Genomic DNA, 22,274 nt, shown 5'->3' with positions numbered 1-22,274 from the left:
TCAGGAGAATCCGGCATGCGCGAGTACCTGCAGTTTTACATCGACGGGCAATGGGTGGACCCGGTCGAGGCGAAAACCTGCGACGTGATCAACCCGGCGACCGAAGCGGTCTGCGCCCACATTTCCCTGGGTGGCGAGGCGGATGTGGATCGCGCGGTGGCAGCCGCCCGCCGGGCTTTCGAGAGCTACAGCCAGACCTCGCGCCAGGAGCGTGTCGAGTTGCTGGAGTCCTGTGTCGCCACCTACGAGAAGTACTACAACGACATTGCCGATGCCATCCGCGAGGAAATGGGCGCGCCGCGTTCCCTGGCGGTGAAGGCGCAGGCCCACGCCGGCCTGGGCCACCTGCAGGAGGCGGCCCGTGTGCTGCGTGAATATCCCTTCGAGGAAGTGCTCGGCGAGCACCGCGTGTTCAAGGAACCGATCGGCGTGTGCGGCCTGATCACCCCCTGGAACTGGCCGATGAACCAGGTCGGCTGCAAGGTCGCGCCGGCGCTGGCGGTGGGTTGCACCATGATTCTCAAGCCCAGCGAAGTGGCGCCCCTGTCCGCCTACATCTTTGCCCAGGTCATGCACGAGGCCGGGGTGCCCGCCGGGGTCTTCAACCTGGTCAACGGCGACGGCCCGACGGTGGGCGCGGCACTGTCGAAGCACCCGGGGGTGGACATGATGTCCTTCACCGGCTCCACCCGCGCCGGCGCCCAGGTGGCCCAGAACGCCGCGCCGACGGTCAAGCGGGTGGCCCAGGAACTGGGGGGCAAGTCGCCCAACATCATCCTCGACGATGCCGACCTCGAGACCGCGGTGACCCGCGGCGTGCTGCACATGTACAACAACACCGGGCAGTCCTGCAATGCGCCCTCGCGCATGCTGGTGCCCCGGGCGCGGCTGGCGGAGGCCGAGGCGATTGCCAAGCAGGTGACCGAGAGCATGGTCAAGCTGGGCAGCCCCGAGGACGAAGCCACCACCATGGGGCCGGTGGTCTCCGAGGTCCAGTTCAGCAAGATCCAGGGCCTGATCGAGCAGGGCGTGGCCGAAGGTGCCAAGCTGGTGGTGGGCGGCCCGGGGCGCCCGGAGGGCATCGACCAGGGTTACTACGTGCGTCCCACCGTGTTTTCGGAGGTCAACAACAACATGACCATCGCCCGGGAAGAGATCTTCGGCCCGGTGCTGGTGATGATTCCCTACGACAGCGAGGACGAGGCGATCCGCATTGCCAACGATACGCCCTATGGGCTGGCGGGCTATGTGCAGAGCGAAAATATTGACCACGCCCGCCGCGTGGCCGCGCGCATCCGGGCGGGCAATGTGCACATCAACGGCGCCAGCGGCGGCTACGACGTGCCCTTTGGCGGCTACAAGCAGTCGGGCAACGGCCGCGAGTGGGGCGCCCACGGCTTTGCCGACTTCCTCGAGATCAAGGCCGTGGAAGGCTACGGCACCTGAGCATGCGCGAGGTGATACTCGCCATCGACCAGGGCACCACGGGCAGTACCGTGGCCCTGGTCGGGTCCGATGGCCAGGTTCTGGCCAGCGTCAATCGGGAGTTTCCCCAGCACTACCCGCGGCCGGGCTGGGTCGAGCACGATGCCGAGGATATCTGGGGGTCGGTGCTGGCCGGCATCCGCGCGGTCCTGCGCAAGGGCGAGTGCCGCGCCCGGGACATTGTCGCCATCGGCCTCACCAACCAGCGCGAGACCAGCCTGCTGTGGGACCGCAAGACCGGCGAGGCCCTGAACCGGGCGATTGTCTGGCAGTGCCGGCGCACCACCGAGTACTGCGAAACCCTCAAGGCGGCGGGCCACGAGAAACGGGTCTGGCGCAAGACCGGCCTGCTGCTGGACCCCTATTTTTCCGCCAGCAAGTTTCGCTGGCTGCTGCAGAACAGCCGGGGAATCCGGCGCCTGCTGGGCGCGGGGCGGGTGGCCGCGGGGACCGTGGACAGCTTTCTGCTCTGGCGCCTGAGCGGCGGTGATGCACACGTCACCGATGTCTCCAATGCCTCGCGCACCTCCCTGATGAACCTCAAGCGCTGTTCCTGGGATCGCGAGCTGCTCGACCTGTTCGAGTTGCCGGAAGCCATACTGCCCGCCATTGTGCCCTCCAGTGGGGAGCTGGCGCGTACCCGGGGGGTGCCCGGCCTGCCGGATGGCATTCCCGTCTGCGGCGTGGCCGGGGACCAGCAGGCCGCCCTGTTCGGCCAGGCCTGTTTTGCTCCGGGCGACGCCAAGTGCACCTTCGGCACCGGCTCCTTCATCCTGATGAACACCGGCAGCGAGGTGCTGCAGTCGCGCTCCGGCCTGCTGACCACCGTGGCCTGGCAACTGGGGCAGGGCGGCAAGCCGGTCTATGCCCTGGAGGGCGGGGCCTTCGTGTGCGGGGCCGCGGTGCAGTGGCTGCGAGACGGCCTGGGCATCATCCGCACCTCGTCGGAGGTGGAGGCCCTGGCGCGCTCGGTGCCCGACCACGGCGGAGTGGAGTTCGTGCCGGCCCTGACCGGGCTGGGGGCGCCCCACTGGGCCCCGGAGGCCCGCGGCCTGCTGTGCGGCCTGACCCGCGGCAGCCAGCGCGGGCATATTGCCCGCGCCACCCTGGACGCGATGGCGCTGCAGAATGCCGACATTCTGCGGGCGATGGAGCGCGACCTGGGCAAGCGCATGCGGCCCCTGCGGGTGGACGGCGGCGCCGCCGCCAACGACCTGCTGATGCAGACCCAGGCGGACGTGCTGGGGCGCAAGCTGATCCGGCCCCGGGTGGTCGAGACCACCGTGGCCGGTGCCAGTTACCTGGCCGGCCTGGGCGTCGGGCTGTGGCCGGACACGGCGGCGATTCGCAACATCTGGCAGGTGGAGGCCGAGTTCCGGGTGAAGATGCGCCCCGCCCAGCGGCGCCAGCGACTGGTGTCCTGGCAGGCGGCACTGGAGCGCACTCTCGCGTGAGTGACGGACATGGCTGAGATCCTCAAGTTTCGCAAACCCTCCCTGAAGGAAAAACACCAGGGCAAGGTGCTGTGCCGGCACAACCACCACAAGTGGGTGGTGGACAAGGCCCGCCAGTTCGACGTCAAGCAGGGCCGGCTGGTAACCTGCTACCGTTGCCAGCGTTGCGGCAAGGAGCGTGTTAGCGCCCACTGATGCCGCAGGGCCTGCGGTCGCCGCCCGCGGCGGGGCCGTATCCGATCAAGCAGGAGGTATTCCCATGACCCACATGATCTACCCCACCACCAACCTCGCCGCCGTCGAGCAGCTGGTCATTGAACGGGGGGAGGGCGTGTACGTCTACGACAACCGCGGCAAGCGCTACCTCGAGGGCATGAGCGGCCTCTGGTGCACGGCGCTGGGTTACGGCAACGAGGAGGTGATCGAGACTGCCGAGCGGCAGATGCGCACCCTGGCCTACTCCCACCTGTTTGGCGGCAAGACCCACCCCGCCGCGATGCAGCTGGCGGACGAGCTGGCGGAGATGGTGCCGATCGACAACGCCAGCGTGTTCCTCGGCAACTCCGGCTCGGACGCCAACGATACCCAGGTCAAGCTGCTGCGCTACTACTTCAATGTCATCGGCAAACCGGAGAAACACAAGATCATCGCCCGGGAACGGGCCTACCACGGCGTCACCGTCGCCGCGGCGTCACTCACCGGCCTGCCACCCAACCACGCCCACTTCAGTCTGCCCTTCGAGGCGCTGGGGGTGTTGCGCACCGGCTCGGCCCACTATTACCGCGACGCCCAGCCGGGGGAGAGCGAGGCGGAGTTCGTCAGTCGCCGGGCACAGGAGCTGGAGGCGCTGATCCTCGCCGAGGGGCCGGATACTATCGCCGCCTTCCTCGCCGAACCGATCAGCGGTGCCGGCGGCGTCATCGTGCCACCGGCGGGCTATTACGCGGCCATCCAGGCGGTGCTGGACAAGTACGACATCCTCTTCTGGGACGACGAGGTGATCTGCGGCTTCGGACGCACCGGTGCGGATTTCGGCGCCACCAGCCTGAACATGCGCCCGCAGATGATGAGCCTGGCCAAGGCCCTCTCCTCGGCCTACCTGCCGGTGAGTGCCGCGGTGGTGCCCGGCTACATGCACGAGGCGATGATCCAGCCCAGTGCCGAGGTGGGTATCTTCGGGCACGGCTATACCTACGGCGGCCATCCGGTGGCCTGTGCCGTGGCCAGCAAGGTGCTGGAGATCTATCGCCGCGACCGCTTGTTCGAGCGCGCCGCTGAGCTGGGGGAGTACTTCCAGGCCCGTCTGCGGGAGTTTGCCGATCACCCGCTGGTCGGCCAGGTGCGCGGCATGGGTATGATCGCCGCGCTGGAGCTGGTGGCGGACAAGGCCTCGGGGCAGCCCTTTGGCGACAACGCGGTGGGCGGCCACTGTGCCCGGCGCGCCCAGGAGCACGGGCTGATCGTGCGTGCCATGGGCGGCAACAGCATCGCCCTGTGCCCGCCGCTGGTGATTACCCGGGAGCAGGTGGACGAACTGGTGGACAGCCTCGGGCGCGCCCTGGACGACACCCTGGCCTACGTCAGTGCAGAAGGCCTGCTGGTTGCCTGAGAAGGCCCGGGCTGCGCGCCGCGTACCCGGCTCAGCCACAGCACCGCCAAAGCAGCGCTAAAGGGCAGCAGGCGCTCGAAGATCTGCCCCGGTGCGTCCGGGGCCAGGTAGAGCCCCACCGCGAGGGTGAAGCCGGTCGCCATGGAGGCCAGCAGCTGCTTGCTGGGGAAATGCCGGCTCAGGCCCAGGTCAATAGACAGGCTGGACGCGGCCACCAGCAACATGCTGTCTGCCGTGGACATGATGGCGGAGAGCACGGCGGCCAGCAGGATGCCGCTGACCAGGGGCGAGAACAGCAGGGCGATCAACTCGAAGAAGATATTCTCGGCCACTGCTGTCTCCGGCAGCAGAATCCGCCCGGCGAGCCCGACGAAGCACATGCCGGAAAACACCAGTGCATACCAGCTCGTGGCGATCCAGCGCGCCTGCCGCCCACCGCGAGCCAGGCCGCCAGCGGCAGCAGCAGGGCCGCCAGGGCCATCATCAGGCCCTGCAGGGTGTCGGTGAGGCTGACCGCCCAGAAGCCACCGAGCAGTGTGTAGAGCATGATGATGCCGCCGCCGATCAGGATGCTGCTGTCGCTGTCCAGGCCGAAGGTGCTGCTGAAGCTGTTGCCGGCACCCTGGAACTGCGAGGAGATGTAGAACACGAAGGAGACCAGCACGATCAGCGTGGCAAACAGCACGATGCGCTGGCGGGCGGCGCCGCTGCTGCGGTGGGCGAGAAACTCGGTGAGGGTGACGATATTGTGCTGGCGGCTGTAGGCCATCATGCGCGGGGCCACCCACCACCAGGCCACGACACAGCCGAGCACCACGCCAGCCACCAGCCACAGGGTCGAAAAGCCCGCCACATAGGCGATGCCGCTGACCCCGAGCAGGGTCCAGGCGGAGGTGGCACTGGCGGAGTAACTGATGGCGGCGACCACGGGCCCCAGTTGCCGGCCGCCGAGAAAGTAATCCTCGCGGGTCTTGCCGGAGGCGTCAGTGGAAGCCAGACTCAGATTTTAGCCGTGCTGGCCCGCGCCGCGAGTCGGCCGGCGTACTCCCGCAGGTATCCGGCTGCACTGCCACCGTGCACGCGAAAGTCGTAGCGGGCATTGGCATCCAGGGGAACCGTGATTTTGGCGCCTGCAAACAGTGCCTGCTCCCCGCCATCCCGGTTGTTGAAGCGGACGCGGTAACCGCCGGCTCTCGCCAGCAGATGACAGCCCTTCCCCTCGAACACCAGTGCCACCGGTTCGTCATCACTCGCCGTGGACAAGGCTCCCCGCAGGCGCCTGTGGAAACCTTCCGGCCCCATGACCTGCAGGTCATAGTGGCCCTCCTCGCACTGCCAGCTGTCCCGGAAGCGGTTTTTGCGGTCGATGGTGTAGCGGCGGGGCAGTGCTGCGGGATCGCGACGGTCGTAGACCTGAAACACCGCCGCACGCTCACCGCGATTGACCAGGGTCAGGGCGACCAGCCCCTCTGCCGGCTGCACTTTGACCAGGGCCTCCAGGTCGTAGCGATTTGGCCGCTGCGGTCGCAGGCCAGGTTCCTGGCCGGCCTGGGGTGCCCGCAAGGGAACTGGTGGCGTGGTCCGCCCCGGGAGCCCGGCTGCCCGTTTGGCATCTCTGTGCGGGTCGGGGAAGCCTGGCAAATCCCCGCGGTTGGGCTGGGCAAAGTCGAAAGCATTCATGAAGTCGCCGCAGACGGCGCGGCGCCAGGGGGATATGTTTGGCTCGTAGACCCCGAAGCGGGCCTCGAGAAAGCGGATCACCGAGGTGTGGTCGAGCACTTCCGAGTTGATGTACCCCCCGCGGCTCCAGGGGGAAATGACATAGGCAGGGACCCGGGGCCCCAGCCCGTAGGGGCGGCCCCTGTAGGCCTCGCGTTCCAGCTCCGCGTCCGCGGCAGAGTGATGCAGGTGGTATTCCCCCTCCGTGGATACCTGAGAGTGCCCGGCGAAACCGCCTGACGCGCTCTCGAGTCGTGAGGGGGGTGCGGGGGGCGGCATGTGATCGAAGAAACCGTCGTTCTCGTCGAACATGATAAACAGCGCGGTTTTCGACCAGACCTCCGGGCGCGCGGTGAGGGCGTCCAGCACCTCCGCGGTGTAGGCGGCGCCCTGGGCGGGGCTCGAGGGGCCGGGGTGTTCCGAGCCGGCGGCGGTGGCCACGATCCAGGAGACTGCCGGCAGGCTGTCCGACTGCGCATCCGCGCGAAGCTGATCCAGGGCGCGGGTCTTCAGGCCGCGTCGCGCCAGTTCCGGGTCGGAGCCCGGGGCTCCGGCGACAGAGGCCTGGAAGGCTGCGAAGCCGACCAGGGGGTTGTCGGTGAAGTTGTCCGCCATGTCCTGGTAGATGGCCCAGTCGATACCCGCCTGCTGCAGGCGCTCGACGTAGGTGGTCCAGGTATAGGGCACAGGTGCGCCACCATCGGTGGGCAGTCGGTCGTGGGAGTTGCCGATGGCGGGGCCACCGGCCCGGGCGGCGCCGTCATTGGTGCCGCTCCAGAGGAACAGCCGGTTGGGGTTGGTGCCGCCGTGCAGGGAACAGTGGTAGGCGTCGCACAGCGTGAAGGCTTCGGCCAGTGCAAACTGGAAGGGGATGTCGGCGCGCTGGAAGTAGCCCATGGCGTGCAGCTGCTTCGCTTCGGGCCAGCGCGCCATGCGCCCGTGATCCCAGGCCGCCTGGGCATCCGGCCAGGAGTGGGGGGTGCCCTCCACCCGCATGTGGGCGAAGTTCTGGCGCACATTGAGGGGGAAGGGGGCGACGTGAGCGGGACCGGGGTGCTGCTCGTTCAGCTGGGTGAACACGCCGCGGTCATCGCCCGCCAGGGCCCCCGGGGCCGGGTAAGGGTCGGAAAAACCGCGCACGCCGGGCAGCGTGCCAAAGTAGTGATCAAAGGAGCGGTTTTCCTGCATCAGGATCACGACATGCTCCACGTCCTGCAGGGTGCCGGTTTTTACCGCCGCGGGAATGGACAGGGCGCGGGCAATCGCGGGGAAACTTGCCAATAGCCCCGCGGCGCTCGCAGCGCCGAGAAATTGGCGTCGATTGATGTCAGTCATTTAGAAATCGACCCCAACTGAGACAGTGACGGTGCGCGGTGCACCGGGGTAGACGCTGTTGTTGCCGATTGCCGCGATGTAGTTGTCGTCCAGCAGGTTGTTGACGTTCAGGCGAATGCGCATGGCGTCGATGCCCGCGGGCAGGTTGTCCAGATCGGCGCTGATATAAGCGTCGAGCACTTCGTAACTGGGTGCCGTTGCCGAGTTCTGGAAGTTGATATAGCGATCGCCGACATGGCGCATGGCGATCCCGGAGCTGATGACATCGCCCGCATAGTCGGCGGCGATGGTGTAAAAGGTTTTCGGGTCGCCGTAGACCTCGTTGCCGGCGCGAATGCCCGAACTTTCGTCCAGACCGGTGTCGCCGGTGGTCAGGTACTCGGAATCGTTGTAGGTATAGGACCCGGACAAGCGCACGCGGTCAGTCAGCTGGTACGCAGCCAGCAGTTCGGCGCCCCGGCTCTGCTGGCCGCCGACGTTGACATAGGTGCCGTCCACTTCTCCCTTGTAGTCGATGCCCTCCAGGGAGCTGGCGTCGATCTTGACGATGCGGTTGTCGAACTCGATGTCGTAGAAGGTCAGTGCAGCGCGGAAGCCATGGTTGTTGTAGCGCAGGCCCAGCTCGATGTTTTCCGAGGTTTCCGGGTCGATGGTGCCCAGTTCGTTATTGGACAGGCCGGAATCGATAATCCCGGGCACGATGGACTTGTAGTTTTCCGAGTAGCCGACAAAGGTTTCCAGCCCCGCGATCGGTGTCTCGTAGGTCAGGCCGGCGTAGAGCAGCGGGTCCGAGGTCGAGTCGAGCTCGCCGGTGCGGAAGTCGTTGTAGAAGTGGTCGACCTGGGTATCCACGTCAAAGCGCTTGACCCCGATACTCGCGCTCAGCGGGCCGAAGTCGACATTCTCCTGGAGGTAGAACATCAGTTCCTTGGTGTTCGCCTCGGTCTTGTATTGTACCCAGTAGGGGCTGCGATTGAATTCAAGGCTGGTCTCCGGGGCCCGGATCAGGTGCCAGGAGCGGACCACGTCGGCATCATAGTTCTCGTACCAGAAACCGCCGCGCAGGGTGTGTGCCAGATCGCCGGTGTTGAACGCCCAGGAGAGATCGCCAGTCAGGCCGTAGCGGTGGTTGGAGTAGTTGGAGGTGCGGTAGGAGCTCACGCCTTCGACATTGCCCTGGTAGCAGTTGGGGTCCTTGGCCGCGGACAGGCCAAAGCGACCGCTGCAGCCTTCGATCGGGGTGGCCGGGCGCGTGGTGCCGGCGTCGACAAAAAAGATGTCCTCGCCCAGGTAGTCGCCGTAGATGGCTTCTCCGGACAGTTCCGTGGACAGGTCGCCGTCGCCGTCGACATCCGTCACATAGGGCGGAATCCAGTCACCGCGCCCCTTCACCCGGTGATAGTAGGCGGAGGAGTTGAAACGAATGGCACCAAAGTCCTTGTCCGCGGTGAAACTGAAGAAGGTGTTCTCGCGCAGTGCGCGCCAGCCGGCGCGGTAGTTTTCATCCAGGCCCGGGATACCGCTCCAGTTCATGTGCAGGCCATCGTGATTGGGGTTTTCCCGATAGCTTTCCAGGGACACGTACTCGTACTCGTTTTCGTTGGAGTCGTTGTAGGTGGCGAATGCCGTGAGGTTGTAGCCATTGACCTGCGTTTTCAGCTTGCCGGTCAGGTAGTCCTTCTCGGTGATCGCTTCATTGTCCCAGACGTCCTTGTTCTCGGCACTGGAGCCACTGATATAGAAATAGGTGTCCGGGGCGATTTCACCGGAGTCGTAACGGAAGCGGTACTTGCTGGCGTCCTGGTCCCCGGCCATGTAGACCAGGCTCAGGTTCTGCTCGGGCATCGGGTCCGAGGTGATGAAGTTCAGGGTGCCGCCCAGTGCCTCGTTGGAGCGCGAGCTGATATCCGCGGTGCCCTGGCTGACTTCGACGGTTTCCAGATCAAAGACATCGATGAACTTGTTTGCCTTGCTGCCGCCGCCGTAGCCGGAGCCGCCATTGGGCAGGCCATCGATGGTGGTTCCGATCTGGCCATTGTTGGTGTTGAAGCCGCGCATCCTGATGTTGGTCATCCAGTCGGAGGAACCGAAGGTGTCGGCCTCTTCAACAATCACGCCGGGCAGTTCCTGGACCACGGTATTGACCGAGGCGTTCGCCGGGCGTCGGGCGACCATCTCCATGGCCACGCGGTTGGAGGCGAAGGTCTGCTTCTGGCCGAGGACCACCATCTCCTCCAGTTGATTCGCGTTTTGGGCTGCGCTTTCGGAGGCGGGTTCGTTGGCCAGGGTGGCAGCGCTGGCGATAGCGAGCGCAAGGGGTGAGAGCGCAAAATACTTGGCGGGTTTCATCAATATACCTCTGAGGGATAAAACATCGGTACAGGCCAATAGCCTGCGGAACGTCCTGTGTCCGGGAGGGCACTCTAGGGAGGGTGCGTGACACTCGTGTGAACGATCGGTGATGTTTTGTTGATGCCTGCGTAGCGCTATCGCTCAGGGTAATTTCGTGCAGCACCTGCCGCGCCGCTGCCGGTGAGTGGGGGAGTCGGCGCGATCAACAACGCGCTGAGCGGCGCCCGCCGGAGTGGCGGGGCGTCTTTCGGTGAGCAGTTGCGGGAGAGGTGGCGCCCCGGCGAGGGGGCGCGTACTGCTGACCGGTAACTAGCGGCCCAGGCCGCCCATGAGGATGTACTTGATCTCGACGTAGTCGTCGATACCGTATTTGGAACCCTCGCGGCCGGAGCCGGATTCCTTCACCCCGCCAAAGGGGGCCATCTCGTTGGAGATCAGACCCTCGTTAATGCCGACAATGCCGTACTCCAGGGCTTCCGCCACGCGCCACACCCGGCCGATGTCGCGGGTGTAGAAGTAGGAGGCGAGGCCGAACTCGGTATCGTTGGCCATGGCAATGGCTTCGTCCTCGTCGCGGAAGCGCACGACCGGGGCGACCGGACCGAAAATCTCGTTGCGGAATACCGGCATCGACGCCGTGACATCGGTGAGGATGGTCGGGGCATAAAAGCAGCCACCGAGTTCGTGGCGGCTGCCGCCCAGGGCAACCCGGGCCCCCGCGGAAATCGACGCCTGGACCAGCTCATCGACGTCTTCCACGGCGCCGGCGTTGACCAGCGGGCCGACCTGGCTGCCGTCCTCCAGGCCGTTGCCGACGACCAGCTCGCGGGTGGCCTTCACCAGTTTTTCCACGAAGGCGTCGTAGACGCTGTCCTGTACCAGCAGGCGGTTGGAGCAGACGCAGGTCTGCCCGGAGTTGCGGTACTTGGAGGCCAGGGCACCCTGCACCGCGGCGTCCAGGTCGGCGTCGTCGAAGACGATGAAGGGGGCGTTGCCGCCCAGCTCCATGGAGGTCTTCTTCATGGTTTCCGCGCACTGGGCCTCGAGCATCTTGCCCACGGGGGTAGAGCCGGTGAAGGTCAGCTTGCGCACGATGGGGTTGCTGGTCAGCTCGCCGCCAATCGCGGAGGAGGAGCCCGCCAGCACATTGAGTACCCCGGCGGGCACACCGGCCCGCTCCGCCAGCACGGCCATGGCAAAGGCCGAGAGCGGCGTTTCCGTGGCCGGCTTGATCACGATGCTGCAGCCGGCGGCGAGGGCCGGGGCCGCCTTGCGGGCGATCATGGCATTGGGGAAGTTCCAGGGGGTAATGGCGGCGACCACGCCCACCGGCTGCTTGATGCAGACAATGCGCTTGTCGGGACCGGGGCCGGGGATCACGTCCCCGTCGATGCGCTTGGCCTGCTCGCCAAACCATTCGACAAAAGCTGCGCCGTAGGCGACCTCGCCGCGGGATTCCGCCAGCACCTTGCCCTGCTCCGCGGTCATGATGATCGCCAGGTCTTCCTGGTTGGCCATCATCAGGTCGAACCATTTGCGCAGGATCTGTGCGCGCTCCTTGGCCGTGAGTTGCTTCCAGTCCTGCATCGCCCGCTCGGCGGCTTCGATCGCCCGGCGGGTCTCTGCTGCTCCGGTCTTGGCGACTTCGCAGATGGTCTCGCCGGTAGCGGGGTTCTTGACCGCGAAGGTGGCTCCGTCATCGGCGTCCACCCAGGCGCCATCGATCCAGGCGCGGGTCTGCAGCAGGCTGGGATCGGAAAGTTTCAGTTGCATGTGGCTCATCCTTCTGTCCAAAGCGGAAAATGTGCGGGCCCGGTTGTCACAGGCCAGTCTCTCATGCGCTGTGGGGCGCTGTCGCCTTCGCCGTGGGCGCGCCCGGTCCCCGTGGCCGCGCTGCGCGGGGCAGTCTGCCGCTGCCCAGGCTAGCGCCCGGTGCGCCGGCGGCCGGCCAGCCGGTGCTTGCGCAGCAGGCCTCGCAGTTGATCATAGCTGAGTTGCAGGGCTTCTGCCGTGCGCCCCTGGTGGTGTCCGTGGGCCTCCAGGGCCCGCACCAGCAGGTCGCGCTCCGCGCGCTGCATTGCGCGGCGGAAATCCAGCGGAAAATCGCCCCCGGGCTCTGCCGGCTCGCGCTCCCCCGGGCTCGTGCCGCCGGCCGTCGCCGGCGCCGCGTCCGGGCTATCCTCGCGGCTGTTCTGCCAGGGCGGCCGAAAGGGGTCGAGCACGATCTCGTCCACGGCCTCTTCCGGGTCGCCCCAGCGGTGCAGGGAGCGCTCGACGGTATTCTTCAATTCGCGTACGTTGCCCGGCCAGTCGTGCCCGAGCAGCTGGTCCCGCGCGGTCTCGGTAAAGCCCGGAAACAGCGGCCAGCCCAGCTCGGGGCAGACCTGCACGGCGAAGTGCTCGGCCAGCTCCAGGATGTCCTCGCGGCGGTGCTGGAGGGGCGGCAGGTGAATCACGTCAAAGCTCAGGCGGTCCAGCAGGTCGGCGCGGAACTCGCCGGCGGCCACCTGTGCCCGCAGGTCGGCGTGGGTGGCCCCCAGCACCCGCACATCCACCCGCAGGGTTTGCTGCCCACCCAGGCGCTCGAATTCCCCGTATTCGACCAGGCGCAGCAGCTTTTCCTGCAGGCGCAGGGACATGCTGCCCAGCTCGTCGAGGAACAGGGTGCCGCCGTCGGCGCGCTCGAAGCGCCCGGCCCGCGACCGGGTCGCACCGGTGAAGGCCCCCGCCTCGTGGCCGAACAGTTCGGATTCCAGCAGGGATTCGGCGAGGGCGGCGCAGTTCACCTTGACCAGCGGCGCGTCCCAGCGGGAGGAGAGGTAATGCAGGCGCTGGGCGATCAGTTCCTTGCCGGTACCGCGGGCCCCGAGGATCAACACCGGACGATTGATGCTCGCCAGGCGCGAGACCTGCTCCAGCGCCTCCGCCAGGGCGAGGGACTGGCCGACAAGATTTTCCGAGGCCTGCATGGGGTTCTCCGGTCAGGAATGCCGTAGTTGGTATAATTTACCAAAAATATAGGTCAAATATACCAATTTGTCGGAAAGACCCGCCTCCGCAGGCAGTGCGAATTGTAAAAAACCCCGTTTTATCAATGGCTTGATGCTTGCTGGCACGCCTCTTGTAACAGTAGCGGCAGAGACTGCCGGCCATTTTTCGCCGGCCGGAACGGACCCCCGAGCCGCCCACTGGGCGCCGGGGCCAGATTGTCGACGCCTGGAGGGCAGCAGCATGGGAATCTTTTCGCGCATGACCGACATCATCAATTCCAACCTCAGCGCCTTGCTGGACAAGGCCGAGGACCCGGAAAAGATGATCCGCCTGATCATTCAGGAGATGGAGGACACCCTGGTGGAAGTGCGCAGTTCTTCGGCGCGGGTCCTGGCGGAGCGCAAGGCCGCTGCCCGCCGGCTGGAGCTGGTGCGCGAAGACATCGCGTCCTGGGAGGCCAAGGCAAAGCTGGCCCTGGGCAAGGGCCGGGAGGACCTGGCCCGCGCCGCCCTGCAGGAGAAGCAGCTGCTGGGCGAGGAGCTGGCGGCGGTGGAAGCCGAGCTGGCGGCTACCGACGAGCACATCGGTCAGTTGAACGAGGAAATCGGCCAGCTGCAGCAGAAGCTCGGCGATGCCCGGGCGCGGCAGAAGGCCATGCTGATGCGCAGCCAGACGGTGGAGTCGCGCATCCGCGTCAAGCGCCAGATCCAGCGCGAAGCCCTGGACGACGCCTTCCAGCGCTTCGAGCGTTTCGAGCGCCGGATGGACACCCTCGAGGGGCAATTGGAGTCCATGGACCTGGGCCGCGAGGCGCCGGCGGACCTGGCGGCGGAGATCGACGCCCTGGTCGAGGACGAGCGCATCGACGAGGAACTCGAGCGCCTGAAACGCGAACTGGATAACCGCAAGGCGCAGGCCTGATTGGCCCGCCCGGCGGAATGTGTCAGCCTGCGGGCTGACCCCACCGGCCTAGGAAGCGACACCCATGCAATTCTGGCAATTCATGTTTGTGCCCACGATCCTGTTCCTGGTGATCGTGGCGCCCATCTGGATCGTGATGCACTACCGCAGCCTACAGCGCTCGTCCCGCAGCCTCAACGCCGAGGACCGGCAGGCGCTGGAGGAGATGCTGGCGACCGTCGACCAGCTCTCCAACCGCATCCAGGTGCTGGAGACCATACTCGACAGCGACCACCCGGACTGGCGCAACCGCAGCGAGCGGGAAGCGCGTGAAGAGGAGACAGGATCATGACACGAGGACGTCGATACACGGATCAGCGCGGGTCTGGCCACAGGAGCGGGGAACGGCAGTTCCGCCTGGATCGCGCCTCCGGCTGGGGCATCGGCCTGTATCGCGATACCCGCCGCAGCCGGCTCGGGGGCGTGTGCTCGGGCATCGCCGAGTACTGGAACGTGGAGCCCTGGCTGGTCCGCCTGCTGTGGATTGCCGGGATCCTGTTCACCGGTACCCTGGCCCTGTGGGCCTATCTCGCCGCCTGGATTCTGCTGGTACCGCGGCCGCAGCGGGAATCCCGCAGCCGCTGGGAAGCAGAGGGTGGCGACGATGAACCGCCCGTGGACATGGAGTACGACGAGTTCCAGCATGTCTACCGGCCGCGCCGGGCCTTCCGCTACAGCGACTCCAGCACGGTGCGCCTGCGCCGGGCCCGGGAGCGCCTGGATGCCGCCCTGCGCCGGGTCGAGGCCATGGAGTCCTATGTGACCTCCCGGCGCTTCGAACTGGACCGGGAGATCTCGCGGCTCTGAGCCGCGACCGCAGCTGAGCTGTCGCCGCTCTTCCCGCGCGGGGGCGGCAGCTCAGCCGGCGTGGAAGGCGATGTGCTCGCCGATGAAGCTGGCGATAAAGAAATAGCTGTGATCGTAACCGGGCTGGCGACGCAGGGTGAGCGGGTAGTCCGCTTCGGCGCAGGCCCGCTCCAGCAGCTCCGGGCGCAACTGCTCGACGAGGAAGTTGTCCGATTCCCCCTGGTCCACCAGCAAGGGCAGCTGCCGCGCGCCGGCACGGATCAGCTCGCAGCTGTCCCAGTCCGCCCAGGCCTGGCGATCATCGCCGAGGTAATGGCCCAGGGCCTTGTGACCCCAGGGCACCTGGCTGGGCGCCACGATGGGGGCGAAGGCGGAGACCGAACGGTAGCGGTCCGGGTTGCGCAGGGCGATCACCAGGGCGCCGTGGCCGCCCATGGAGTGGCCGAAGATGGCGCGCCGAGTGCCGTCCAGACCGAAGGCCGGCTCCAGCAGGGCCGGCAGCTCTTCCACGATGTAATCGTACATGCGGTAGTGCCGGTCCCAGGGCGCCCGGGTGGCGTTGACGTAGAACCCGGCACCGAGGCCGAAATCCCAGGCCCCTTCGGGGTCGTCCGGCACAGCGTCCCCGCGGGGGCTGGTGTCGGGGGCCACCAGGGCCACGCCGTGCTCGGCGGCGTAGCGTTGGGCCCCGGCTTTCTGCACGAAATTCTCGTCGCTGCAGGTCAGCCCCGAGAGCCAGTAGAGTACCGGCACCGGGCCGTCCTCTGCCTGGGGCGGCAGGTAGAGGCCGCAGTGCATCTCACAGCCACCGAGGGTGTCGCTGCGATGTTGCAGGCGCAGCTGGCGCCCGCCGAAGCAGCGGTTCTCGGCCACGATTTCCACGTTCATCCCCGTCTCCCCGTCAATAGAGCACCACCGAACGGATGCTGTCGCCACCGTGCATCAGGTCGAAGCCCTGGTTGATGTCCTCCAGGGGCATGGTGTGGGTGATCAGGTCGTCGATATTGATCCTGCCCTCCATGTACCAGTCGACGATGGTGGGGACGTCGCTGCGGCCCCGGGCGCCGCCGAAGGCGACCCCGTGCCAGGAGCGCCCGGTGACCAGCTGGAAGGGCCGGGTGGCGATTTCCTGGCCGGCGCCGGCCACGCCGATGATGTAGGATTCGCCCCAGCCCTTGTGGCAGCACTCCAGGGCCTGGCGCATGACCTGGACGTTGCCGATGCATTCAAAGCTGTAGTCGGCGCCGCCATCGGTGAGGTCCTGCACCGCCTCCACCACGTTGTCGACCTGGCTGGCGTCGATGAAGTGGGTAATGCCGAACTTGCGCCCGATGGCTTCCCGGGCCGGGTTCAGGTCGACACCGATGATCTTGCCGGCGCCCACCATGCGCGCGCCCTGGATCACGTTCAGGCCGATACCGCCGAGACCGAAGACCACCACGTTGCTGCCCGGGGTAACCTTGGCGCTGTAGACCACCGCGCCGACCCCGGTGGTGACGCCGCAGCCGATGTAGCAGATCTTGTCGAAGGGCGCGTCCTCGCGCACCTTGGCCACGGCGATTTCCGGCAATACGGTGAAGTTGGAAAAGGTGGAGCAGCCCATGTAATGACGCAGGGGCTCGCCGTCGAGGGAGAAGCGGCTGCTGCCATCGGGCATCACACCCTGGCCCTGGGTCTCGCGAATCGACTGACACAGGTTGGTTTTCGGGTGCAGGCAGAAACTGCACTCGCGGCATTCCGGGGTGTAGAGGGGAATGACGTGGTCACCGGGTTTGACCGATTTCACCCCGGCGCCGACCTCGCGCACGATCCCCGCGCCCTCGTGGCCGAGGATGGCCGGAAAGGCGCCTTCCGGGTCGTCCCCCGAGAGGGTGAAGGCGTCGGTGTGGCAGATGCCGGTGGCCATGATCTCCACCAGGACTTCGCCATCGCGGGGGCCCTCGAGGTCCACCTCGCAGATTTCCAGGGGCTTGCCGGCGGCAAAGGCGACAGCGGCGCGTGTTTTCATGCTGATCTCTCCTGCGTGCGTAGTGCTCGCATGGTACGAGCTGGCCCCGCAGGGGACAAGCTGCCGTGTTTGCATTAGTCTGGGCAAAAACACGGGAGGCCCGGGGTGCAGGACAGGATTGAACAATTTGGCGGGGCCGGAGAGCCCCTGGTATTCGCCCACGCCAACGGCTTCCCGCCGGGCAGTTACCGGCGTCTGCTGGAGCCGCTCACGGCGCGTTTCGCGGTGAGCGGCTTCCGCCACCGGCCCCTGTGGTCTGGCGAGCCGGCGCCGCCGCGGGCCGACTGGCACCTGTTCGCCCGCGATTTCAACCACGCCCTCGCCCACAGCCTGGACCAGCCGGCCTGGGTCATGGGGCACTCCCTGGGCGGGGTGGTGGCCCTGCTGGCGGCGATACAGGAGCCCCGGCGTTACCGCGGCCTGATTCTGCTCGACCCGGTGTTTCTGGGGTGGCGCCAGGCGATTGCCCTGAACCTGACGCCCCGCGGGCAGCTGACGCGCCTGCCGATGATCCGCAGTGCCCTGCGCCGGCCCGAGCAGTTCGCCGACCGCCAGGCCGCCTTCGACTTCCATCGCGGCAAGCGCGCCTTCCAGGGGCTGAGTGACGCCGTGCTCTGGGATTACATCGAGGCCGGGACACAGGCCAGCGGGGAGGGCGTGAGTCTGGCCTGGTCCGGCGCCTGGGAGGCGGCGGTGTATGCCTCGGTGCCCCTGGTCTGGCCGCGCCTGCGCCGCCTGCGCCTGCCCACCCTGGGCCTGCGCGGCGAGCACTCGGATATCCTCACCCCGCGCGCCCTGCAGCGCTGGCGGCAGCTGCAGCCGCGGGCGGAGCTGGACACCCTGCCCGGGGGGCACCTGTTCCCGCTGGAGCAACCCGCGGCCACCGCGGAACGGGTGCTGCGTTTCCTGCGCGAGGCGGCCTGATGCTGCACCGGATCTGGCTGGGCTTCTTTGTCGCGGCCTTCCTCAGCGGACTCTGGCAGTGGCTGGGTCAGGGCGACAGCGAGGTGTTCCAGCGCATGGTGGGCAGCCTGTTCGAGATGGCCGGGCTGGCGGTGCAGCTGGCCATCGGGCTGATCGGCCTGATGGCCCTGTGGCTGGGGGTGGTGGCCGTGGGCGAGGCCTCGGGGCTGGTGGACCGGCTGGCGCGCCTGCTCTCGCCGCTGTTTACCCGCCTGATGCCGGAGGTGCCCCGGGGGCATCCGGCGATCTCCTCGATGACCCTGAACCTCTCCGCCAACGTGCTCGGCCTGGACAACGCGGCGACGCCCCTGGGCATCAAGGCGATGCGCGATCTGCAGACCCTCAATCCCACACCGGGGGTGGCCAGCAATGCCCAGATCCTGTTCCTGGTGCTGAATACCTCCTCGGTGACGCTGTTCCCGATGACGGTGTTGTTGTACCGGGCGCAGATGGGCGCCGGGGACCCGGCGGCAGTGTTCATTCCCATTCTGCTGGCGACCAGTGCCTCGACCCTGGCGGGGCTGCTGGTGACGGCCTGGGTACAGCGCATCCGCCTCTGGGACACGGTCCTGCTGGGCAGCCTGGCCGGGGTGTTTGCTTTCCTGCTGGCCCTGGTGGCCTGGCTCTCGACCCTCGGCGCCGAGCAGTTGCAGCGGCAATCCAGTCTGTTCAGCAATTTGCTGATACTGAGCCTGATCCTGCTGTTCCTGGTGGTGGCTCACCGCCGGGCGGTGAATGTCTACGAGACCTTTATCGAAGGGGCCCGGCAGGGTTTTGAAACTGCCATCGGCATCATTCCCTACCTGCTGGCGATGCTGGTGGCGATCGGGGTGTTCCGCGCCAGCGGCGCCCTCGAGCTCTTGCTGGAGCTGCTGCGCAGCGCGGTGGCCAGTGGTGGCTGGGACGCGCGCTGGGTGGACGGCATGCCCACGGCACTGATGAAGCCGCTGTCCGGCTCCGGCGCCCGGGCGATGATGGTGGACACCATGAACACCTTTGGCGTGGATTCCTTCCAGGGGCGCCTCGCCGCCACCCTGCAGGGTTCCACCGAAACCACCTTCTATACCCTCGCGGTGTATTTCGGCGCCGTGGGTATCCGCCACGGCCGGCACGCGTTGGGCTGCGGCCTGGCCGCGGATGCTGCGGGTATTGCCGCGGCGATTGCGGTAGCCTACTGGTTCTTCGGATGAGTGACTGTCACAAAACTGTCACGCGGGGGATGGGAGAATGCGGCATGCTGTCGTCTCTGCCGTGCCCCCGGGCCTGCGGCACTCACCCGACCTGACCGAGGACCCGACGCAAACCATGCAAAAGTCGCTCAATCGCCGCCTCGCCGACCTCGACCAGAAGCGCTTCATGCCCCGTGAGCTGAGCTGGCTGTCCTTCAACGCGCGGGTCCTGCAGGAGGCCGCCGAGCCCGAGGTGCCGGTGATCGAGCGGCTGCGCTACCTGGGCATCTTCTCCAACAACATGGACGAGTTCTTCCGCGTGCGGGTGGCCGAGGTGCGGCGCCTGATTACCGTGTCCCAGGGCAGTGACCGCCAGCAGGCGAAGGACCTGCTGGCGGCCATCCAGCAGCAGGTGGTCCAGCTGCAGAAGCAGTTCGAGAAGGTCTACACGGGGGTGCTGCGGGAGCTGGCCAGCCGGCACATCTACATGATCAACGAGCGTCAGCTGGACGCCGGCCAGGCGGCCTTCGTGCAGGACTACTTCAGCCGTGCCGTGCTGCCGGAACTGGAGCCCATCCTGTTGCGGGATGGTCATCCCATCCCGCCCCTGAACGACGAGTCGATCTACCTGGCACTGGATGTGCGCACCGGCGACGACTATCACTACGCGGTGGTGGAAGTGCCCACCGACCGGCTGGATCGCTTTGTGCAGATTCCCCGCCGCAAGGGCAAGCAGGGTAAAGTCTTCATCGCCCTGGACAATGTTATCCGTGCCTGCCTGGTGCAGATGTTCCGCGGGGTATTCCGGATCGACGAGGCCGCGGCCTACTGTTTCAAGTTCTCCCGGGATGCCGAGCTGGAGATGGACCAGGATATCACCGAGAGCCTGATCGAGAAGATGGAGAGCAGCCTGCGCCAGCGGCGCCGGGCCGAAGCCGTGCGCTTTGTCTACGATGCGGCGATGCCCACGCGTCTGCTCGATCACCTCTGTACGCGTTTTGGTTTCGGCAAGTACGACAGCCTGATTCCGGGGGGGCGCTACCACAACTCCAAGGACTTCATGTCCTTCCCCAACGTGGGCCCCAAATACCTCGAGTTCAAGCCGCTGCCGCCGATCCGCCTGCCGCGGCTGGATGACCCGGGCAGCCTGTTCGACAACATCCGCGAGCAGGATGTCTTCCTGTATTTTCCCTACCACCCCTTCGACTACATCATCGACCTGCTGAAAACCGCGGCCCTGGACCCCCAGGTGACCACCATCAAGATCTGCCTCTACCGGGTGGCCCGTCAGTCCCGGGTGATTGACGCCCTGGTGAATGCGGTGCAGAACGGCAAGCGTGTGCTGGCGGTGGTGGAACTGGCGGCCCGCTTCGACGAGGCGGCCAATATTGGCTGGGCGCAGCGCCTCACGGAAAACGGCATCCAGGTGATCTTCGGCATCCCGGGCCTCAAGGTGCACAGTAAACTGTTGCTGATCGAGCGCCGGGAGGACGGTGAGGCGCGTTTCTACAGCCACGTGGGGACCGGCAATTTCAACGAGAAGACGTCGCGCACCTACACCGATTTCAGCCTGCTCACCTACGACCAGAATATCGGGCGCGATATTCACGATGTCTTCGACTTCCTGCAGTTCACTTACAAGCGCCACCGCTACCGGACCCTGCTGGTGTCGCCCCACAGCACGCGCCCGGGCCTGCTGCACCTGATCGAACAGGAAATTGCCAACGCCCGCGCCGGCTATCGCGCGGAGATGCTGCTCAAGTGCAACAACCTGGTTGACCGGAAATTGGTAATGAAACTCTACGAGGCCTCGGAGGCCGGTGTCCGGGTCAAGCTGATCGTGCGCGGGATGTGCTCGCTGTTGCCCGGGGTCAAGGGCCTGTCGGAGAACATCCGCGGTATCAGCATTGTCGATCGCTTCCTCGAGCACCCGCGGGTCTATGTCTTTTACAACCGCGGCCACCCGCGCTACCTGATGGGCTCTGCGGACCTGATGACCCGCAATCTGGACCACCGGGTCGAGGTGTTGTGCCCGGTGCGCGACCCGGCGGCGCAACGTACCTTGCAGGATATCCTCGACCAGCAGTGGCACGACAACGTGAAAGCGCGGGTACTGGATGCTGCCCAGTCGAACCAGTTTGTTCCCCGGCGCAAGAAGGCCGCGCGTATCCGCGCCCAGGAGTCCATTCACCGCTACCTGGCCAGCGGCAAGCTGCCGCGCTATGCCCGGGCCACGAAACGCGGCAAGAGCAGCGGGGCGACACGCCGTAGCAAGGGTGGAGGGAAACCCTGATGGCCGGGTTGGTCGGTGCGTGGGTGGGGCTGTCGGTGCTACTGGTGTTGGCGTCGCTGCTGCCCCTCTCGCGCCGCCCGCAGTGGTGGATTCGCGGCCTCGACTTCCCGCGCCTGCAGCTGGCGGTACTGGCGCTGCTGGTCCTGCTCGCCGGTTTCGCCCTGCATCGCTGGCAGCCCCTGGGTCCGGCCGGCTGGGCCCTGCAGGGCCTGCTGCTGGTCTGCCTGGCTTACCAGCTCAGCTGGGTGCTGCCCTACACCCCCTTCTGGCGCCGTCAGGTACCGCGCAGTGGTTCGCCGGGAGGGCCGAGCCTGAGCCTGCTTTCCGCCAATGTGCTGATGACCAACCGTTGTGCCGATGCGCTGCTGGCTCTGGTGCGTCAACAGCGGCCGGACCTGGTCATCACGCTGGAATCCGATCACTGGTGGGAGCAGCAGCTGGCGCCCCTGGAGACCGACTACCCCTGGTCGGTGAAATGCCCCCTGGACAACCTCTACGGCATGCACCTGTATTCCCGGCTGCCCCTGGAGGAGACCGAGCTGTGTTTCCTGGTGGAGGAGGATGTGCCGTCGATACACACCCGGGTGGTGCTCGCCGGCGGGGAGTCGGTGCGCCTGCATGTGCTGCATCCGGCACCCCCCAGCCCCTCGGAAAACGAGGAATCCACCGAGCGCGATGCCGAGCTGTTGGTGGTCGCTCGCAGTCTGCTGGAGAGCCGCCAGCCGGTGGTGGTGGCCGGGGACCTCAACGACGTCGCCTGGTCCTCGACCACCCGGCTGTTCCGGCGTATCAGCGGGCTGCTAGACCCGCGCATCGGGCGCGGCATGTTCAATACCTTTCACGTGAAGTTTCCCTTCCTGCGCTGGCCCCTGGACCACCTGTTCCACAGCCGCCACTTCAGCCTGCTGTCCCTGCGCCGACTTCCGGATATCGGTTCGGACCACTTCCCGCTGTGGGTGGAGCTGGCCCTGGAGCCCGGCCGCGACGATCACGAGGGACCGCAGGAACCCTCCCCGGGGGAGCGCCAGCGGGCGCGCGAAATCTCTGCCCACGGCAACGTGTCGGTGGCGGAAGTGCCGGAACCGGGTCGGGCTTAAGGTTGCCCTAAGACAGCTGACGCACACTACCC

Annotated in this window: 19 protein-coding genes; 11 read left to right on the top strand and 8 right to left on the bottom strand. The window is 66.6% G+C overall.

From position 1 onward, the window contains the following. The first annotated feature begins 15 nt into the window (after window positions 1-15). From ACYVGS_RS02170 to ACYVGS_RS02155, 4 genes are all read left to right on the top strand, one after another. Window positions 16-1,446, top strand: coding sequence for an aldehyde dehydrogenase family protein (locus ACYVGS_RS02170; protein WP_460586988.1), 1,431 nt, complete (start codon window positions 16-18; stop codon window positions 1,444-1,446). Between the two features lie 2 nt (window positions 1,447-1,448). Beyond that, window positions 1,449-2,939, top strand: a complete 1,491-nt coding sequence (glpK, locus tag ACYVGS_RS02165) for an FGGY family carbohydrate kinase (protein WP_460586987.1) — start codon at window positions 1,449-1,451, stop codon at window positions 2,937-2,939. A gap of 9 nt (window positions 2,940-2,948) precedes the next feature. Continuing rightward, a complete protein-coding gene (locus ACYVGS_RS02160; RefSeq protein ID WP_460586986.1) occupies window positions 2,949-3,134 on the top strand; it encodes a hypothetical protein in 186 nt (61 codons plus the stop codon). A gap of 64 nt (window positions 3,135-3,198) precedes the next feature. Further along, the gene (locus tag ACYVGS_RS02155) at window positions 3,199-4,548 is read left to right on the top strand and encodes a PLP-dependent aminotransferase family protein (protein ID WP_460586985.1); all 1,350 of its coding nucleotides are present in this window, start codon (window positions 3,199-3,201) and stop codon (window positions 4,546-4,548) included. Here the strand turns inward: ACYVGS_RS02155 and ACYVGS_RS02150 are convergent. The 6 genes from ACYVGS_RS02150 to pspF all read right to left on the bottom strand — a co-directional run bounded on the left by ACYVGS_RS02150 (window position 4,515) and on the right by pspF (window position 12,923). After that, window positions 4,515-4,928, bottom strand: a complete 414-nt coding sequence (locus tag ACYVGS_RS02150) for a sodium:solute symporter family transporter (RefSeq protein ID WP_460586984.1) — start codon at window positions 4,926-4,928, stop codon at window positions 4,515-4,517. The genes ACYVGS_RS02155 and ACYVGS_RS02150 overlap by 34 nt on opposite strands. Next, window positions 4,853-5,545, bottom strand: a complete 693-nt coding sequence (locus tag ACYVGS_RS02145; RefSeq protein ID WP_460587580.1) for a sodium:solute symporter family transporter — start codon at window positions 5,543-5,545, stop codon at window positions 4,853-4,855. The genes ACYVGS_RS02150 and ACYVGS_RS02145 overlap by 76 nt, the downstream gene beginning before the upstream one ends. A 2-nt stretch (window positions 5,546-5,547) precedes the next feature. Continuing rightward, window positions 5,548-7,602, bottom strand: a complete 2,055-nt coding sequence (locus ACYVGS_RS02140; protein ID WP_460586983.1) for a phosphocholine-specific phospholipase C — start codon at window positions 7,600-7,602, stop codon at window positions 5,548-5,550. Then, window positions 7,603-9,951 carry a TonB-dependent receptor gene (locus ACYVGS_RS02135; protein WP_460586982.1) on the bottom strand — a complete coding sequence of 783 codons (2,349 nt, stop codon included), beginning with the start codon at window positions 9,949-9,951 and terminating at the stop codon, window positions 7,603-7,605. Between the two features lie 312 nt (window positions 9,952-10,263). Then, window positions 10,264-11,727 carry an NAD-dependent succinate-semialdehyde dehydrogenase gene (locus ACYVGS_RS02130; RefSeq protein WP_460586981.1) on the bottom strand — a complete coding sequence of 488 codons (1,464 nt, stop codon included), beginning with the start codon at window positions 11,725-11,727 and terminating at the stop codon, window positions 10,264-10,266. Between the two features lie 149 nt (window positions 11,728-11,876). Then, entirely contained in the window at window positions 11,877-12,923 is a 1,047-nt protein-coding gene (gene pspF, locus ACYVGS_RS02125) for a phage shock protein operon transcriptional activator (protein ID WP_460586980.1), read from the bottom strand. A 262-nt stretch (window positions 12,924-13,185) separates the two neighbouring features. On the opposite strand from pspF, the gene pspA reads away from it, so the two are divergent. The 3 genes from pspA to ACYVGS_RS02110 all read left to right on the top strand — a co-directional run bounded on the left by pspA (window position 13,186) and on the right by ACYVGS_RS02110 (window position 14,712). Then, the gene (pspA, locus tag ACYVGS_RS02120) at window positions 13,186-13,866 is read left to right on the top strand and encodes a phage shock protein PspA (RefSeq protein ID WP_460586978.1); all 681 of its coding nucleotides are present in this window, start codon (window positions 13,186-13,188) and stop codon (window positions 13,864-13,866) included. 64 nt (window positions 13,867-13,930) lie between these two features. Continuing rightward, a complete protein-coding gene (gene pspB, locus ACYVGS_RS02115; protein WP_460586977.1) occupies window positions 13,931-14,197 on the top strand; it encodes an envelope stress response membrane protein PspB in 267 nt (88 codons plus the stop codon). After that, window positions 14,194-14,712, top strand: coding sequence for a PspC domain-containing protein (locus ACYVGS_RS02110; protein WP_460586976.1), 519 nt, complete (start codon window positions 14,194-14,196; stop codon window positions 14,710-14,712). The genes pspB and ACYVGS_RS02110 overlap by 4 nt, the downstream gene beginning before the upstream one ends. 51 nt (window positions 14,713-14,763) lie before the next feature. On the opposite strand, the gene fghA is transcribed toward ACYVGS_RS02110, so the two are convergent. Next, window positions 14,764-15,594, bottom strand: a complete 831-nt coding sequence (gene fghA / locus ACYVGS_RS02105) for an S-formylglutathione hydrolase (protein WP_460587579.1) — start codon at window positions 15,592-15,594, stop codon at window positions 14,764-14,766. A gap of 19 nt (window positions 15,595-15,613) precedes the next feature. Beyond that, window positions 15,614-16,720 (bottom strand): S-(hydroxymethyl)glutathione dehydrogenase/class III alcohol dehydrogenase, encoded by a 1,107-nt coding sequence (locus tag ACYVGS_RS02100; RefSeq protein ID WP_460586975.1) that lies wholly within the window; start codon window positions 16,718-16,720, stop codon window positions 15,614-15,616. 105 nt (window positions 16,721-16,825) lie between these two features. Here ACYVGS_RS02100 and ACYVGS_RS02095 point away from each other — a divergent pair, with 105 nt between their 5' ends. The 4 genes from ACYVGS_RS02095 (at window position 16,826) to ACYVGS_RS02080 (ending at window position 22,242) form a co-directional block, all read left to right on the top strand. Next, entirely contained in the window at window positions 16,826-17,644 is an 819-nt protein-coding gene (locus ACYVGS_RS02095; protein ID WP_460586974.1) for an alpha/beta fold hydrolase, read from the top strand. Next, entirely contained in the window at window positions 17,644-18,873 is a 1,230-nt protein-coding gene (locus ACYVGS_RS02090; RefSeq protein WP_460586973.1) for a nucleoside recognition domain-containing protein, read from the top strand. Before ACYVGS_RS02095 ends, ACYVGS_RS02090 begins: the two co-directional genes overlap by 1 nt. Before the next feature lie 115 nt (window positions 18,874-18,988). Next, complete coding sequence (gene ppk1, locus ACYVGS_RS02085; RefSeq protein ID WP_460587578.1) at window positions 18,989-21,145, top strand: polyphosphate kinase 1; 2,157 nt, start codon at window positions 18,989-18,991, stop codon at window positions 21,143-21,145. Beyond that, a complete protein-coding gene (locus ACYVGS_RS02080) occupies window positions 21,145-22,242 on the top strand; it encodes an endonuclease/exonuclease/phosphatase family protein (protein WP_460586972.1) in 1,098 nt (365 codons plus the stop codon). The genes ppk1 and ACYVGS_RS02080 overlap by 1 nt, the downstream gene beginning before the upstream one ends. Window positions 22,243-22,274 lie beyond the last annotated feature (32 nt).

Source organism: Haliea atlantica, from assembly GCF_054779855.1.
Note: the sequence above shows the minus strand (reverse complement) of the source record. Positions and strands in the feature narration are given on the sequence as shown.